The 14522-nt window shown below is 47.3% G+C and carries 15 protein-coding genes and 3 tRNA genes; 5 read left to right on the top strand and 13 right to left on the bottom strand.

Features of this window, described 5'->3' with window-relative positions; all coding sequences use genetic code 11:
- The 10 genes from N2245_RS05125 to N2245_RS05080 all read right to left on the bottom strand — a co-directional run bounded on the left by N2245_RS05125 (nucleotide 1) and on the right by N2245_RS05080 (nucleotide 7521).
- A complete protein-coding gene (locus N2245_RS05125; protein WP_012875367.1) occupies nucleotides 1–438 on the bottom strand; it encodes an FHA domain-containing protein in 438 nt (145 codons plus the stop codon).
- Nucleotides 439–457: 19 nt separating this feature from the next.
- Nucleotides 458–1195 carry an FHA domain-containing protein gene (locus N2245_RS05120; RefSeq protein ID WP_494535652.1) on the bottom strand — a complete coding sequence of 246 codons (738 nt, stop codon included), beginning with the start codon at nucleotides 1193–1195 and terminating at the stop codon, nucleotides 458–460.
- Between the two features lie 27 nt (nucleotides 1196–1222).
- Nucleotides 1223–2491 (bottom strand): ATP-dependent Clp protease ATP-binding subunit ClpX, encoded by a 1269-nt coding sequence (gene clpX, locus N2245_RS05115; RefSeq protein WP_012875369.1) that lies wholly within the window; start codon nucleotides 2489–2491, stop codon nucleotides 1223–1225.
- Nucleotides 2492–2505: 14 nt separating this feature from the next.
- The gene (locus N2245_RS05110) at nucleotides 2506–3138 is read right to left on the bottom strand and encodes an ATP-dependent Clp protease proteolytic subunit (protein WP_494535651.1); all 633 of its coding nucleotides are present in this window, start codon (nucleotides 3136–3138) and stop codon (nucleotides 2506–2508) included.
- Nucleotides 3139–3238: 100 nt separating this feature from the next.
- On the bottom strand, nucleotides 3239–4738 hold the full coding sequence (gene tig / locus N2245_RS05105; protein WP_494535650.1) for a trigger factor: 1500 nt from the start codon (nucleotides 4736–4738) through the stop codon (nucleotides 3239–3241).
- A gap of 119 nt (nucleotides 4739–4857) precedes the next feature.
- A complete protein-coding gene (locus N2245_RS05100) occupies nucleotides 4858–5091 on the bottom strand; it encodes a hypothetical protein (protein WP_494535649.1) in 234 nt (77 codons plus the stop codon).
- Between the two features lie 287 nt (nucleotides 5092–5378).
- The gene (prmC, locus tag N2245_RS05095; RefSeq protein WP_494535648.1) at nucleotides 5379–6230 is read right to left on the bottom strand and encodes a peptide chain release factor N(5)-glutamine methyltransferase; all 852 of its coding nucleotides are present in this window, start codon (nucleotides 6228–6230) and stop codon (nucleotides 5379–5381) included.
- A gap of 45 nt (nucleotides 6231–6275) precedes the next feature.
- Nucleotides 6276–6365: transfer RNA gene (locus N2245_RS05090), tRNA-Ser, on the bottom strand.
- A gap of 27 nt (nucleotides 6366–6392) precedes the next feature.
- A tRNA-Ser gene (locus tag N2245_RS05085) sits at nucleotides 6393–6478 on the bottom strand.
- A gap of 44 nt (nucleotides 6479–6522) precedes the next feature.
- Nucleotides 6523–7521, bottom strand: a complete 999-nt coding sequence (locus N2245_RS05080; RefSeq protein ID WP_494535647.1) for an LCP family protein — start codon at nucleotides 7519–7521, stop codon at nucleotides 6523–6525.
- A 137-nt stretch (nucleotides 7522–7658) separates the two neighbouring features.
- Here N2245_RS05080 and N2245_RS05075 point away from each other — a divergent pair, with 137 nt between their 5' ends.
- On the top strand, nucleotides 7659–8102 hold the full coding sequence (locus tag N2245_RS05075; RefSeq protein ID WP_494535646.1) for a hypothetical protein: 444 nt from the start codon (nucleotides 7659–7661) through the stop codon (nucleotides 8100–8102).
- Here the strand turns inward: N2245_RS05075 and N2245_RS05070 are convergent.
- Nucleotides 8095–8796 (bottom strand): response regulator transcription factor, encoded by a 702-nt coding sequence (locus N2245_RS05070; protein WP_012875376.1) that lies wholly within the window; start codon nucleotides 8794–8796, stop codon nucleotides 8095–8097. The genes N2245_RS05075 and N2245_RS05070 overlap by 8 nt on opposite strands.
- A 134-nt stretch (nucleotides 8797–8930) precedes the next feature.
- Here N2245_RS05070 and serA point away from each other — a divergent pair, with 134 nt between their 5' ends.
- Together serA and proC are read left to right on the top strand one after the other, a co-directional pair.
- Complete coding sequence (serA, locus tag N2245_RS05065; RefSeq protein ID WP_494535645.1) at nucleotides 8931–10505, top strand: phosphoglycerate dehydrogenase; 1575 nt, start codon at nucleotides 8931–8933, stop codon at nucleotides 10503–10505.
- Nucleotides 10506–10521: 16 nt separating this feature from the next.
- Nucleotides 10522–11367, top strand: a complete 846-nt coding sequence (gene proC / locus N2245_RS05060) for a pyrroline-5-carboxylate reductase (RefSeq protein ID WP_494535644.1) — start codon at nucleotides 10522–10524, stop codon at nucleotides 11365–11367.
- A gap of 58 nt (nucleotides 11368–11425) precedes the next feature.
- On the opposite strand, the gene N2245_RS05055 is transcribed toward proC, so the two are convergent.
- Both N2245_RS05055 and N2245_RS05050 read right to left on the bottom strand, forming a co-directional pair.
- Nucleotides 11426–12247 carry an ABC transporter permease gene (locus tag N2245_RS05055; RefSeq protein WP_494535643.1) on the bottom strand — a complete coding sequence of 274 codons (822 nt, stop codon included), beginning with the start codon at nucleotides 12245–12247 and terminating at the stop codon, nucleotides 11426–11428.
- Between the two features lie 24 nt (nucleotides 12248–12271).
- Nucleotides 12272–13171, bottom strand: a complete 900-nt coding sequence (locus N2245_RS05050; RefSeq protein ID WP_494535642.1) for an ABC transporter ATP-binding protein — start codon at nucleotides 13169–13171, stop codon at nucleotides 12272–12274.
- 348 nt (nucleotides 13172–13519) lie between these two features.
- Between N2245_RS05050 and N2245_RS05045 the strand changes: the two genes are divergently transcribed.
- A tRNA-Thr gene (locus N2245_RS05045) sits at nucleotides 13520–13591 on the top strand.
- Between the two features lie 422 nt (nucleotides 13592–14013).
- Complete coding sequence (locus N2245_RS05040) at nucleotides 14014–14442, top strand: OsmC family protein (protein ID WP_494535641.1); 429 nt, start codon at nucleotides 14014–14016, stop codon at nucleotides 14440–14442.
- The last annotated feature ends 80 nt before the right edge of the window (nucleotides 14443–14522 follow it).

The raw sequence follows: 14522 nt of genomic DNA, 5'->3' as shown, positions 1-14522 counted from the left end.
CTATCTTGCCAGCCTAAGCTTTACAGCTCCTAGAGTTAGTATGTCACCTACATTCACAGGAGAGGGTTCAATGACATCTTGGCCGTTAACTAATGTACCGTTGGTACTACCAGCATCTCGAATGTACCAAGTGCCGTCCCAAAGATACAAAATAGCATGCTCTCCAGAAACGGTAGGGTCATCCAAGACTATAGCATTCGATATCTTCCTGCCAATAGCAGTAGTCGGCTCAAGAGGGAAAACTGTTCCTGGCCTTAGGCCAGTACGCCCTGGGTCTACGACCACAAGTTGACCAAACCGGCTGTTTTGAGATGTAGTAGCAGTAACTGCTCTAAGCTCCCTTAGAGCTATTCTCACCACCTCAAAGAGGAAGATATATAGCAGGGCTACGAATCCCACATTGAGAAGGAACACAAGTAGATCGTAGTTTATCCTCACTGCGGTCCTTCCCAAACCTCTATCTTAGACTGAACCTAATGTCTACGCTACCCAGGGTTATCCTGTCACCATGTTCCAAGGCCTTCTCCCTAATCGCATGGCCATTGACGTATGTACCATTAGTACTGTTCAGATCTTTTATGTACCACTCGCTACCACGAAGGTATATCTCGGCATGATGCCTAGATACCATTGGGTCTTCCAGAATTATCTGATTATCCAGTCCCCTGCCTATGGATGCACGGCCAGAAGGAGATAAGTGAAATCTTTGACCATTTTGGGGACCACTTATTACCGTCAAGAAAGCAGATGCTGGGATCTTTGGTCGTGCTCTAGTAACCTCTATAGGTTGAGTAAATTCAAGCTGTGGATCGATCTCACCAGGTCCCAGATCTTGCAGATAAGACTCTACATGAACTGATCCAGGCTTGACATTTGGATCAGAAATTATCTGGACTTTAGGTTTAGTAACGAGTGTTAAATTATGAGCCCTTGCCCTGTCCTGAATATAAGCGGAAAAATCACGCTCTAGAGCTGTCTTGAAACGCTCAAATGGCTCATAATCTCTAGGATGCAAGGATACTTGGTAGTAATTAGGAGCGAGTATCTGACCTAGGCCTACAACCTGGTTGGTCTCAAGTTCCCTTTCTAGGCGATGAGCTATTTCAGCTGGCTGTACTCTGGGCCTAAAGATACGGGTAAAGGCCCCCTCAAATAAGGCCTCTAACCCGCTCTCCAGGCGCCTGAGTACACTCACCTACTACCTCCGCAGATAGCAATCAACTTAGGCGCTCTCCTCAAGTTGCTTGCTATCTTCCCATGTCACAAGCTTAGGCTTAGATCTATTCCGTATAGTATCCCCATCGACAATACACTTACGTACACCGGTCAGGGAGGGTATCTCGTACATGGTCTCTAGCAAGACTTCCTCTATCGTGGACCTTAGCCCTCTAGCACCCGTCTTGCGAGCTATAGCCTCCTCAGCCGCAGCTTCCAGAGCATCGTTTGTGAACTGTAGCTCTACGTTATCGAGAGCCATAAGTTTCTGATATTGCTTTATAATCGCGTTCTTGGGCTTGGTCAGTATATGGATCAAATCCTCCTTAGTTAGAGGATCCAACGTAACCACAACAGGTAATCTACCAATGAACTCTGGGATCAGCCCAAACTTCAACAGATCCTCTGGAATAACATGCTGAAGCACCGAACCCTCAGACTGACCAGAGTCATATTCTTGCCGCGCGAAACCTAGAGATCTCTTTGCGCCTATTCTCTTGGCTACTATGTCTTCCAGGCCCTCAAAAGCACCACCACAAATGAACAGTATGTTAGTCGTATCGATCTGTATAAATTCCTGATGAGGATGTTTCCGTCCGCTTTGTGGAGGTACATTAGCGACGGTTCCCTCTATGATCTTCAGGAGTGCCTGTTGTACGCCCTCACCTGATACATCCCTGGTTATCGAGGGATTGTCACCTTTACGGGCAATCTTATCTATCTCGTCTATGTATATGATTCCTCGCTCGGCCCTCTGGATATCCAGATCTGCAGCTTGTATCAACCGCAGGAGTATGTTCTCGACGTCTTCTCCAACGTAACCGGCCTCGGTAAGAGCAGTAGCATCAGCTATTGAGAACGGCACGTCCAAAATCTTAGCCAAAGTTTGAGCAAGGAGCGTCTTACCGGAGCCGGTAGGACCTATCATAAGTATATTGCTCTTCTGAAGTTCCACATCATCGATCTGCATATCTGCGGCAACGCGCTTGTAGTGGTTGTAAACGGCCACCGAAAGGGTTTTCTTAGCCCTGTCCTGCCCCACCACATAATTATCCAGGAGCTCATAAATCTTCTTAGGAGGTGGAATTCTAGACGGTGCCGGCTCTCGACGGAGACCAGCTGACTCCTCCTCATCTATAATCTCTCGGCACAGGTCCACACACTCATTGCAGATATAAACTGCTCCTGGACCAGCTATCAATCTTCGAACGTCTTCCTGGCGCTTGCCGCAGAAGGAGCATTTATAGCTTGATCTGGAACTTCTAGAATTGGACATTTCCTCTCCCGTAACTAAGTAGTACTCTGCACATTACCTGCAGGTAGCTGCTTTGTACTCGCCATTATTTCGTCAATGATACCGTATTCTTTGGCCTCTTCGGGAGTCATGAACTTCTCCCTGTCAAAGTCGATCTCTATTCTCTCCAAAGGTTGGCCAGTATGCATTGCCAGTAGCTCACGCACCCTACGCTGCATCCTGATTAGAAACCTGGCTTGCTGCTCTACATCAGCAGCAGCACCTTGTGCCCCACCACTCGCAGGATGCATATGTATAGTAGCGTTGGGCAGGGCATACCTCTTACCCTTAGTACCCGCAGCAAGCAGCGGTGTAGCCATGCTGGCCGCCAAGCCCATACAAATTGTCACGATATCAGGCCTGACAAATTGCATAGTGTCGTATATCGCAAGACCAGCTGTGATAGAACCGCCAGGACTGTTTATGTAAAACTGTATATCCCTCTCAGGATCTTCGGCGTCCAGAAATAGTAGTTGAGCGATAATGAGATTTGCTATCTGATCATCAATGGGAGTTCCAAGGATAATTATTCTATCTTTTAGAAGGCGAGAGTAAATATCAAAAGCCCTCTCACCTCTATTGGTTGTCTCTATTACCATAGGAATAAGCGATCTGGGATCGGTAACCATTTCTCTATCCTCCGAAAAATAACACCTCTACTATCCATTTTAACAACGCAGGCAAGGATCTAAAGCTTGTCGCTTATTTTGCTATCAACTACATGCCCTTCTACACCTTACGAGCCTCGTCATTACCTTCAGCTTCAGACTCTTGAGACTCTTCAGAAGCCTGAACTAAGGCTTCACCCTCAGCAGTCACCTCGCTTTCATTGGCACCACTCGCGACATCTTGAATAGCCGAATTCTCAGCATCCACTTGTGAGGCCGAGGAGTCAGGAGTTTGCTCTGAGCCTTCACTTGCTGGTTCCTCCTTAGGATAAAGTGGCTCTCCAGTGGCTATTTCCACGATTCTGTCGAGGAACCGACGATCGTAAATGTCAGCCCTTATACGATCTCGCCACTCCTGGGTATCTAGCAAGGCTCTTGCCTCGGCGCGCTCAGATTCGTCTATACGCTCTGCGATCCTATCTATCTCTCGCTGGATTTCGGATTCATCGACCTCTATATTTTCAGCCTTAGCTATCTCCGATAGAACTAACCGCCTTGTCAGCCTCTTCTCGGCGTCAGGGCGTAGAGTCTTTCTGAGATCCTCTATAGTCTGCTGAGTAAATCTTAGGTACTGCTCGAGAGGTATCCCTTGAGCACTGAGGTTTTCACGAATATGAGCCAGCTGATGGTCTACCTCATGTTCGATAAGCACCTGAGGCATGTCCACCGTAGAGGTCTCTACCATCTTCTCTATGACTTCATTTGCCACTCTGTCACGCTCCTCAGCTTCCCTTTCAGCCTGGAGCCTCTCCCTAACTTTCTGCCTCAGATCTTCAACGCTCTCAGCGCCTAGGCCAGTCCGCTTAGCAAAGTCATCATCCAGATCAGGAAGCTGAAGCTCCTTTATGCTCTTTACGGTAACCTTATACTTAACAGGCTTACCTGCGTACTCCTCTACAGGATAGTCCTCAGGTAACTTAGACTCAACCTCGTAGTCTTTGCCCTCTTCTGCACCTTCTAAAGCCTTCTCAACATCTTCAGGTAGATAACCTCTACCGAGGACTATAGTAAGATCCTCTCTCTTACGAGGCTCCTCGCCTTCGTACTGTTCTTCTATATCTACGACAAGCTGATCACCATTCTTGGCAGGGCGCGCAGGATCAGGAGTAACCCACACACCCTCTCTCTCTCGAAGAGATTCTATATACTTGTCAACATCCTCATCGGTGACAATTACCTCACGGCGCTCGACCCGGACAGATTTATAATCACCTAGCTTTACTGTGGGTTCAACTGGAAGGGTGACTTCAAACCTGAAAGGCTCACGCTCAAGCAACTTAAAAGCCTGAGGCTCGGCTATAGGGTTTATCTTCTCCTGCTCAACAGCCTGCTCGATAGCATTGGGTACTATCTCTCGGGTGGCTTCTTCAAAAATAGCTTCCTCCCCTAGGTACCTCTCAATCAATACCCTAGGAGCCTTCCCCTTTCGGAATCCAGGAATAACTACTCTATTAGCCAACCTGCGATAGGCTCTGTCTATCTCTTTATCAACAGTTTCTTTATCTACCTCTATCTCAAGTCTAACTACGCTACCAGGAAGTCTCTCAGATTCGACCTTCACCAAAGACTCTAACCCCCATATAGTCTTGTTAGTCACTGACTTAGATCAGTGGGCATAAGTATAGTATTACTTATAAATACCCGGCGCGCAATTATATCACCTTGTGGGCCATTTTGGCTTTAGCCGCCAAGAGTGTAGCCGCGCAGCCTCCTGAGGGTTGAGGGGTCGAGAACTAATATATGGTCATGCCACTGGATTATAGTCTCCAGCCCCGACAGTCCTTCAGCCTTCTTCAGGGCATTGCCCAAAGTAATTCTACGGCTATTCCAATAAATATATCTGTGTCTTCTAGAATCTGCCTGAAGGTCTCTTAGATAACTAATCAGCTGGGCTTTTGTTTTGATCTCTGTCATCTCTTTCCACCTGCAATACGATGAGCAACAATTTTCCTGACAGCTCCATAGAGACTAATAAGCTTCAGTATGAGCCGCCACCTAATATTTGGAACAAGTATGGTAGAACCGCAAAGTGCGCATTGATACCATCTTCCTAACTCATTTTTGACAGGCGGGCCTGTAAACTTATGATCCCTTCTGGAGCTGCAGCTGAGCACTTGATTCTCCTTCGAGATTTCTTAAGCATCCACTATTAAGATGCCTACACAGGTGTTAAGTAGGTGTGAAAGAATAGGAAATTGTCGTCAAGAAGATGTAAAATTACTGACCGAGACCATTCTGGGAAGTCCTGCCAAGTCTTGAAGGACGACAATACTGGCGCCAGGAAACCTGAGTTTTATTTCGTGCTTTAGCTTGTCAACTAACCTTGGATCCACTTCTAGTAAGCAGTAAGCGCCATATGAGCAATGTTTTGGTAGTTGATCCAAGAGCTCTCTTATATACTCCAAACCATCCTCTCCGCCGAAGAGAGCAGTTCGCGGCTCCCATAAAATCACATCGGGTTGAAGTGAATCAGCCTCAGATTCAGGTATATATGGGAGGTTAGCAACTACCATGTCTACCATCTCATGCACCGGGTCCAGAAGATTACCTTGTAGGAGAAATACTCTATCCTGCACTCCATGTTTCTGGACGTTCCTTCGAGCAACATCCAGCGCATCGTGTGAAATATCAGTAGCAACAACCTTCACATCTGGACGTTCTATAGCAATAGATATAGCGATAGCCCCCGATCCAGTACCCACATCAGCTACCACAGCTCCCTTTGGAGCAAGCTTTTTTGCCAGATCAACAAGCATCTCTGTTTCCGGTCTTGGGATAAGTACTGACCTAGAGACACAAAAAAGCCTTCCATAGAACTCCTTGTAACCTAGGATGTAGGCAATAGGTTCGTGACGGGACCTACGCTCGACTAGACCAAGAAACTTCTCTTGATCCGGTAGGCTTACCTCTTGATTCAGGTTAGCTAACAAACTGGTTCTATCAATCCCTAAAACACTAGCAAGAAGGAGTTCTGAATCCAAAGAAGGATTTTCTACCTCGGCGGCTTTCAGCCTGGCCTTTGCTTTCAGAAGCAATTCTCTAATAGTAGCCATAACGAAGAGCTTATTAACTTTTGAGGGTCGCTTAAAAAATAAAGGCGGAGAGGGTGGGATTCGAACCCACGAGGCGGGATTTACCGCCTACGCGATTTCCAGTCGCGCGCACTAGACCAACTATGCGACCTCTCCGCGTATACACGCTCAGGAATCCCTGAGCGGAGGGGGTGGGATTCGAACCCACGAGGGCTCATCGCCCTGCCCGCTTTCGAGGCGGGTGCACTAGTCCACTATGCGACCCCTCCAGCGTGTTAGTATACCAAACTACTATATATGCGTTTCAAGGGTATTACCTCTCGGCAGCACTCTGAGAGCCGTAAAGAGAGTTCCTTACGAACCTATGCAGATAATTCCAGTTGTTATTTCTGGGATACAGGATGTACTGTCCATCGCTGCTCATACCCTGATCGAGGGCATTATCGAGCCCTAAAACCACTGATCTCTTATCATCTATTTTTCTACCAAATATGCTTGCAAGATCCCTGACCGATAGATTGGTCTTTATATCATCCTGCACAGCATCAGCAAGCTTGAACCCTCTTATAATGCCAGATGGCGAGAGTAGCTTACGCTTGATCGCAGATACCACTAACTGCTGTCTAGCAGCCCGCGCAAAGTCACTAGACTCTCGAGGGTCATTCGTATACCTAGCTCTGGCATAACGTATAGCTTCTTCGCCATCCATATGTTGCACACCCTTTTTGAACCTTATAGTAATCCATTTATAGTTTATTCTCGGATCATCATTAGCTGGATACTTTGCGGTAAAAGACCTAGGGACATTTACATCGACCCCCCCGAGTGCATCTACTAGGTCTCTAAAGCCGTTAAAGTCGACCGTCATCCAGCCCTGAATGGGAATGCCTAGTGCATGAGATATATCCTCTGCGGCAGCCGCAGCCGCTTTGCGGTGATTACGAGTCTGGGCAAACGCATAAGCATAGGCGGCATTTATTTTACGATAGTAGCCAGAGCCGTAAGGTGATTCTATCCAGAGGTCTCTAGGAATGCTAAGACGAGATGCAGGACCTCCATTTAAGGGCACGCTATATATCATCAAGGAATCCGTCAAGTAAGCTCCATCATGATTACCACCGCCATAACCCATAACTAATAGATTAAAGTGCCCCTCTTTACGAGCTAGTTGGTTAATATCTGACTCCAAGGCGCTTTTGCGGCTAATTGCCATACTGAAAGCATTCGCTCGATTGTAGGCAAATATGCCAAACACCACGGTAGCAATGAGCAATAGTACTATTACTAAAGATGCTAACTTTATAACCCTCATCTTATACAGAAAACTTCTCCTAGTAGTCGAAACTATTTAGTTACCTCTAATAATGATAACGAAACATATAAGTATTAGTTTTTCGGCACCGTTATTGCTAATCCTATTTTTACAAAGATCTTTAGGAGAAGAGGCGCATGAACCATATAGTAAGCGAAGGTATGGATGTCATAGATGCTACTGGAAACAAATTAGGGGAGATAACCAAAGTATGGGAAGAAAAAGAGAAAATCATTGAAGGATCAGAGGAACAACCAGAAGGCAGAGGTATCAATCCCCCTACTCCCGCAAGTGGTCCCCCAACGGGCGATTTCATAAGAGCCGGAATGGCCCCTAGAGAATCCCTTATAGAACCTAGTCTACAACCTACCACCGACTTCGATGAGAAGCTAGCAAATGAACCCCTACAAACCGCTGGAGGGGGTTATATGCAAGTAAAGAGTGGTGGACTACTCTCAAAGAGCCTGTACATTCCTATGACAGCTATAAAGGAAGTTCGTGAGCAGCAGGTACTACTCAGATTTACCAAGGATGAGCTAGAGAACATGGGGGCTGGCAACAAGCCAGACTGGCTCACTTAACAGGCTGGGGAGCCCTTAGCATATATCCTATACCCCGTATGGTGTGTATCATATCGGGCTCGCCGCCAGCCGTTAGCTTGGAACGTAGGTAGCTTATGTAGACTTTTACGGCGTCAGAGTCTATGTCAAAGGAGTAACCCCATACACGTTCGAATATGGCCTCTTTACTTACGACATGCCCCTCGTTGCGAGCCAAGAACTCCAACAAGTCAAACTCACGTGTAGTAAGGTCAAGCTTGCGCTCACCCCTCATAGCCTCTCTAGAAGCTAGGTTGAGAGTCAGATCGCCAACTCTAATAATACTCTTCTCCTGGGGCTGCCTCCTTCTCAATGAAGCTCTGATCCGCGCTAGAAGTTCCTCAAAATTGAACGGCTTAGTTATGTAATCATCAGCACCAGCATCAAGGCCCGCTATCTTGTCCTCAGTCGCGTCCTTCGCAGTAAGGATGATAATAGGCAAGTCAGGATCTAGCCCTTCCCGCAGGCGCCTGCATACCTCTTCCCCACTCATTTCAGGAAGCATCAAGTCCAAGATAACGAGATCGGGGGGATTATCCCTGGCCTTATCCAGCCCTTCTTCGCCTGAAGCTGCAGTATCGACCAGGTAGCCCTTAAATGTTAGCCCTCTGCGCAGAAGGTCAGCTATTTGATGTTCATCCTCGATTACTAAGATTCTTGCCTGCTGGTTGGACATATCTCTACGAGATTATACCAGTGATAACAAAAATAAATAGTGGCTCCATTAGACACCCAATGATGACTAGCCTTTATATAGTAACCTAACAACTATTACAATAAGCTTGTAAATATAGCGTTTTGGAGGCAAAGTTGGATTTTAGGGTCTTAGTTGCTGATCCCATAGCCCCTGAAGGTGTCGAGTTACTTCGAAAATACTCCCAAGTAGATGTCAGGACCGGTTTATCAGAGCACGATCTCATACAAGCCATACATCAATATGATGCACTCGTAGTACGAAGTGAAACTAAGGTTACATCGCGGATCATTGAGGCAGGCGATAGGCTTCAAGTGATCGCTAGGGCAGGAATCGGAGTAGATAACATAGATGTGGATGCTGCCACGAAAAAAGGCATACTCGTTGTCAATGCACCTCTAGGTAACACGGTAGCTGCTGCTGAGCATGCCATAGCGCTAATTTTATCCTTGGCAAGAAATATTCCTCAGGCAGACGCGTCCATTAGGCGAGGAGAGTGGCAAAGAAGCAAGTTCATGGGTGTAGAGCTTGCCGGGAAAACCCTAGGGATAGTAGGACTGGGCAAGGTAGGCGCAGAGGTGGCTCGGAGAGCAAGGTCTTTCAATATGAACCTATTAGCATATGACCCATATGTATCAGCGAGCATCGCTGAAAGCCTAGGAGCTCGGCTGGTTTCTCTAGATGAATTATTGAGAAACTCCGACATTGTAACTGTCCATGTACCGCTACTTCCGAGCACGCGTAATCTAATCAGCAGTAGTGAGTTTGCCATTATGAAGCCTGAAGCCTTGCTAGTCAATGTAGCAAGGGGGGGTGTGGTCAATGAAGAAGCACTCGTGGAGGCCCTGAAAGAAGGCAAGATTGCAGGAGCAGCCTTGGACGTCTATGAAAAAGAGCCTCTACCACCAGATAGCCCTATTATACATCTGGAGCACACAGTACTAACTCCACACCTGGGGGCATCAACCAAAGAAGCGCAAGTCAAGGTAGCACTCGAGGTGGCTGAGCAGGTCATTGATGTACTTAATGGCAGGCCGGCAAGAGGGGCGGTCAATGCTCCCTCCCTACCTCCAGAACTGCTTGCTGGAGAGCTTGGTCATTACATAGAGCTAGCAGACAAACTCGGTAGGCTGTACACACAGGTACATGGCTTTAGCCATACGGGCATAGAGATAGTGTACTGCGGCGACCTGGCGAGTCAGGACCATAGATTGATACGTAGTGCTGTTTTGCGAGGGCTGCTAGAGCCTATTAGCAGCGAGAGAATCAGCTTTGTGAACGCAGAGATTATGGCCCAGGAGAGAGGTTTGAGAGTAACTGAAGCCACGGGAATGGCCCCGGAAGGCTATACCAGTAGTTTGAGGCTGCAGAGTGCTGAGGGCGTGCTAGAGGGCACGGTGATAGGTGAAGAGCAGAGAGTAATACGTTTGGACAAATTCCCCGTGGACTTTATTCCTAGCGGATACTTCTTGTTCTGTCCGCACATTGATAGGCCCGGTGTTATAGGTGCAATAGGTACTATACTTGGTAATCACAACATCAATATCAGCGCTGCTATGAGCGGCAGGCTCACCCCACGGGGCGAGACTATGTTGGTACTCACATTAGATGAGCCCGTGCCAGATGAGGTGTGTGAGGAAATCAGGCAGAAAGTCCCTGGTATAGGCCGGCTAACACGCGCAAGTCTATAACCGAGGAGCAATAACTATGGGTTCGTTAGGCTCAGCTACCGTGTCTTTCATAGGTGCAGGAGCCATGGCCGAGGCCATGATAGCTGGTGTACTAAACCGGCAAATGATCAAGCCGGAGCAGGTCCATGCAAGCCACCCTAGAGCTGACAGACGCCAGGAACTGCAATCTAGATATGGAATCAAAGTACATCACATGAACCTGGAAGCAGCCCAGGCCAGTGATATAGTAGTGCTAACTATCAAGCCTCAGATCCTTAAGAGGATAATACCTGAGTTGCGCGGCAACCTGAGAGCGGACCAACTGGTACTGAGCATAATAGCCGGTGCTCCAATTCATGCCTTGGCAACTGGGCTACTGCATCCAGCCATAGCCAGGGCAATGCCCAACACTCCAGCACAGATAGGCCAGGGAATGACCGTATGGACCACTACCCATGAAGTCCATCATGATCAGAAAGCGCAGGTAAAAGAGTTGCTTGGTGCACTCGGCAAGGAGATCTGGGTCGAGGACGAACAGATGGTAGATATGGCTACAGCGCTGAGTGGTACTGGCCCTACCTATGTATTTATGGTGATGGAAGCTCTTATAGATGCGGGTGTACACCTAGGATTTTCAAGACGAGTAGCTACAGAGCTGGTGGAGCAAACGATGCTCGGGTCGGTAATGTTTGCGCTAGAGACCAGAAAACATCCAGCAGAGCTACGCAACATGGTAACGTCCCCGGGAGGAACTTCAGCTGAAGCTATATACCAGATGGAGAAAGGAGCCCTTAGAACAGTACTCTCTAAGGCTGTTTATGCAGCTTTTCTACGCACTCAAACACTGAGTGAGAGTGTGAGCAAAAGTATCAACAAAGAATGATACCATCCGAACCTATTACCAATACTAGGGTTCGGATGGTATCCAACCAAGATTGTTACTATCCACTCCTCTTCAGTCTACCCGTTCGCTTAGCGTAGTGCTCAACTTTCAGGAATATCCATACACCAATTGGGATGCTTACCACGCCCGTTATAACCAGGGGGACCAACACATCACCAAGTTGAGCAACTCCACTACCCTCCATAAGCGTGCGTCTCATCCCCTCTAATACGTAGGTAGCTGGCGATATCTTAGCCAGAGGCTGCATCCAACCTGGTAAGACTGATATAGGGTAGTAGACTCCCGACACCAGCAGCAGTATGCCGCTTATCATAAAGGTCATCTCCGCCCCCCTCTCTGTAAAGAGGAGCGGCAAGATAGAAGCCATTATACCGACACCAATAAAGCTTAGGGACCCTATTACACCTACCACTAGTGCACCAATGTAGTTGGCCCTTGCAAGATCCAAGTCTACAAAAAGACCAATAGCCCCAAAGAGCACAGCAGTACGTAGTAAGCCGTAAACTACACTGAATAATGCAGTACCCAGCATATGAGTGGTGCGGCTTATAGGTGCCATAAAGGTATACTCAATAGTACCTTCCCATCTCTCCCAGGCTATCATTTCACTTATTGAGTCGAACACCGATCTCAGATAAGCCCAGACAAGGGTACCTATGACCAAATAAAGCACTAGATGCCTAGCATCCGTACCTTGGGCCTTTCCTATATAAATAACCGATAGAGAGCTAGTAAGGCTATATACAAAGAAAGCAAGCTCCCATCCCCAGTATCTTTTGACCAAGTTGAGGTTTCGCTCCACAAAAGCATAGCTGGCACGAAGCTCTCGAAGGAGCGTGGGTGGATTATAAGTGCTCATACTGTTGAAACTCCTAGTAGTGTATTAATCCTCTATTTCTTGTTCATCTTCTTCAAGGCTGCGACCAGTGAAAAACATGAAAGTATCCTCAAGGGTAGGTGCAGGATTAGCGGGTGTTGCCACCATACCCTTCAGCTCCTGCGGTGTCCCTTCAACTATCAGCTTACCCTTATCAATGATGGCTATCCTGTCACAGAGCGCATCAGCCTCCATCATATCATGTGTGGTCAGGAGTATAGTGGCATCGTGCTCTTCCCTAAGCTGCTTGACCAGTTGCTGCACATCCAGTTTAGACCTAGGATCAAGACCAGTTGTTGGTTCATCAAGCAGTAGCAACACGGGAGTAGTCAGGAAGGCTCTAGCTATCGCTACCTTCTGCTGCATCCCACGCGACATCTGCTCTAGGGGACGTGAAAATCGATCGGGAGGTATGCCTAGTCTGCTTAGAATCTCGGGAATTTCTCTTCTGGCCCTAGAGGCAGGCACACCATATAACCTGGTAGCATACATCAGGTTCTCCACTGGCGACAACTTCTTGAAGAAGCTAGCCTCTACAGATACCCTGTTGAGTAGTCTCTTGACCATCTTCTCATGCTTTACAACATCAAAGCCAAAAATCTTTATCTCCCCACCATCTGGTATTAGAAGGGTAGACATCAGCCTTATTAAGGTGCTCTTACCAGAGCCATTGGCCCCAAGTATTCCATAGATTTCATTCCTCTTAACCCTGAGTGAGATATGGTCCACAGCCACGACCTGCTGAGGTTTCTCAACTTCATCGGTCCCTCGGAACCTGTCCAAGAAACTCTTTCCTCCGAACGTTTTATAGGCATCTCTTACTACTAATGCATACTCTTGGTCCAACACTCCTATCAAAGATGATCTATTGGCTGTAGAAAGGGAAGAATCACTACTTAGACCCACGCCGTTCCTCCTTCAGAAAAATGACAAACAAATAGGCCGTTAGGAGAGCCCTTACTCTCCGCCACGGCCTAATCATTTGATCTAATTGTGTGGTAAAACTATGTCAGCCGAAGGGATGCTTCTGGCGGAGAGGATACAGCTGCCGCGCTCGTAGACGAACAGAGCTTAGCAACCTGCCGATGCTATGCGAAACAGTTATGTTGCTGATACTCATTCGTCCTCTCCACCTTGTCGTTGTCAACCACTACTATAGCGACATTAGAAGAAGAAAGCAACCGAAAACGATATATTCATAGAAGCAAAATTTGACTAACCAATAAGCAATAACCCATAATAACAATCGGTATTGCCGACGTAGCTCAGCGGTAGAGCAACTGTTTCGTAAACAGTAGGTCGAGGGTTCGAATCCCTCCGTCGGCTCCTTGTAACATAGATCCTGCAAGGAATTCCAGCTCCATATTCCCATTCAAGCCTCCCTCCCTGACAGCAAGACTATATCTGCGTTGACGTCAGGTTGTACCAGAGAGGGGAAAGCTGGAAGGCAGAAGAATTGGCAGAATCTTCTTGTAAGTAACCTATCCCTGCTGGTGTAGCCCCTGGCTGCCCCACAGCTGCGAGGCTTTATCGTCTCGAGTATTCTCCACCGCCAGGAACCTTAAGTTAGCTATCAATTCTCCGCGTATCGCTGCACCAACAACTGCCTCTTAATAGCACACTAAGCAAACTTATCAGTTGTCGAGATTGGCGACACTAGTCAGAGACAAGGCTCTAACATTATTTTGCTCAATATCCTAACACTAGAGTAGAATACATGCGTTACTAGTTAGCGCTGGAGGATGATAGTGAAGACCGTCACTGTCCACTCTCGTGAGGGATATCAGCAAGAGATCATGGCTGGAAGCCACACCTTTATGTCTGACCTTCCAATAAGCGAGGGAGGTAACGAGACGGCTCCGGAACCCTACGACCTTCTGCTAGCAGCTCTTGGAGCATGTACATCGATGACGCTTCGAATGTACGCAGAGCGAAAAGGGTGGAATCTTGAGGATATCAGAGTTGAGCTAAGCATCCGCAAGTCACCAGGAGAAAAAGACGTCGTACACAAGAAAATCGAAGTAACAGGAGATCTCACGGAAGATCAGATAGAGCGTCTTAGATATATTGCTACTAGGTGCCCTGTTAACCTCACTCTGCGCCGAGGAGTAGAGATGGAGGAAGAGATAAGGCTTGCAAGCACCTCTCAAGCAACGACAAATATTCCTAGAGATTAGTGATCACAATATAAAACATCCTTGACTTCGATAATACTTGAACATCAATAATTGTTCCTGCAATTAGAAACCGATTAGCA

It is taken from the genome of Thermobaculum sp. T2p (genome assembly GCF_059335935.1).
The sequence above is the reverse complement of the archived record's forward strand: the minus strand, read 5'-3'. Positions and strand labels throughout refer to the sequence as shown.

Coding starts and splice junctions, on each gene's coding strand:
- clpX (WP_012875369.1), bottom strand. CDS start 2,491: ATGTCCAATTCTAGAAGTTCCAGATCAAGCTATAAATGCTCCTTCTGC.
- N2245_RS05110 (WP_494535651.1), bottom strand. CDS start 3,138: ATGGTTACCGATCCCAGATCGCTTATTCCTATGGTAATAGAGACAACC.
- N2245_RS05100 (WP_494535649.1), bottom strand. CDS start 5,091: ATGACAGAGATCAAAACAAAAGCCCAGCTGATTAGTTATCTAAGAGAC.
- prmC (WP_494535648.1), bottom strand. CDS start 6,230: ATGGCTACTATTAGAGAATTGCTTCTGAAAGCAAAGGCCAGGCTGAAA.
- N2245_RS05080 (WP_494535647.1), bottom strand. CDS start 7,521: ATGAGGGTTATAAAGTTAGCATCTTTAGTAATAGTACTATTGCTCATT.
- N2245_RS05075 (WP_494535646.1), top strand. CDS start 7,659: ATGAACCATATAGTAAGCGAAGGTATGGATGTCATAGATGCTACTGGA.
- N2245_RS05070 (WP_012875376.1), bottom strand. CDS start 8,796: ATGTCCAACCAGCAGGCAAGAATCTTAGTAATCGAGGATGAACATCAA.
- proC (WP_494535644.1), top strand. CDS start 10,522: ATGGGTTCGTTAGGCTCAGCTACCGTGTCTTTCATAGGTGCAGGAGCC.
- N2245_RS05055 (WP_494535643.1), bottom strand. CDS start 12,247: ATGAGCACTTATAATCCACCCACGCTCCTTCGAGAGCTTCGTGCCAGC.